The 1,032-nt window shown below is 39.0% G+C and carries 1 protein-coding gene; it reads right to left on the bottom strand.

All coding sequences use genetic code 11. The annotated features are described in order from the left end of the window. Positions 1 to 198 precede the first annotated feature (198 nt). Positions 199 to 1,032 (bottom strand): LD-carboxypeptidase (locus IQ242_RS25585; protein ID WP_193961878.1); only part of this gene is annotated, 834 nt, incomplete at its 5' end.

Raw genomic sequence — 1,032 nt, forward strand, 5'->3', positions numbered from 1 at the left:
CCCAACCCCCCCGACGTCGGGGGGGCAAGGGGGGGTAAGATACCTGCCAAGAATAAAGAAAAATGGTATCAGTTACCTAATTTTCAGGGAAAAAGTCCAGGAATTTTACCCCCGATCACTCCAATGGTCAGCACTTTTTGAGGGGAAAAAAGTCTAAAAGCCTTATCCAAAAAGGTTTTTAGATTTATTCAGCCAACCCTAGTTATTAACCGCCGATTCTAACATAGTAATTGTTCCCCGATTAGCATCAAATTCTACCTCAATACCGATGGGAATAGTTTCAATAATCTCCAAATGTCCGATCATTAAACCTAAACAAGCGGGAATTTTTAAGGGTTGAATATATTCTCGGATCACTTCTTCTAAAGTCAGGGAACCATAGTCACTATCGGCACTACAGTTGCTACATTGACCGAAGATAAAACCAGATAAATTATCGAAAATTCCCGCTAATTTTAATTGATTTAACAGGCGGTCAATTTCATAAACATCTTCACCAATATCTTCCAAAAATAGGATGCCACCAGTAAAATCTGGTAGATAGGGAGAACCAACTATTGAGACTAAAGTGGTTAAATTACCACCGATTAATTTACCTTTTGCTTGACCTTTAGTAATAGTTTGAATGCGATTTTTTACCTGCATTAAACGATTAGCATCATCGGGATCGGGAAGATTTCTAAAAGTCAACTTTTCCCCAGAAAATAAAACCCGTCGAAAGCTTTCAGTTTGAGCGCTGCGCCAACTAGAAAAGCCATTAGGAGCATGGAAAGTAACTAAACCAGTTTTGGCATAAATAGCCAACAATAAAGAGGTTATATCACTAAAACCACAGATAATTTTCGGATGACGACGAATTAAATCGTAGTCGAGATAAGGCAATAAACGAGAGCTTCCCCAACCGCCGCGAATTGGTAAAATTAAGGCAATATTATCATCAGCAAAAAATCGATTTATATCCGAGGCTCGCTCCCTATCTTTACCAGCTAGATAACCATAACGATCTAAAGCGTATTGACCAACTTTTGGGAC

The organism is Microcystis sp. LEGE 08355, from assembly GCF_015207185.1.
Classification (GTDB): Bacteria; Cyanobacteriota; Cyanobacteriia; order Cyanobacteriales; family Microcystaceae; genus Microcystis; species Microcystis panniformis.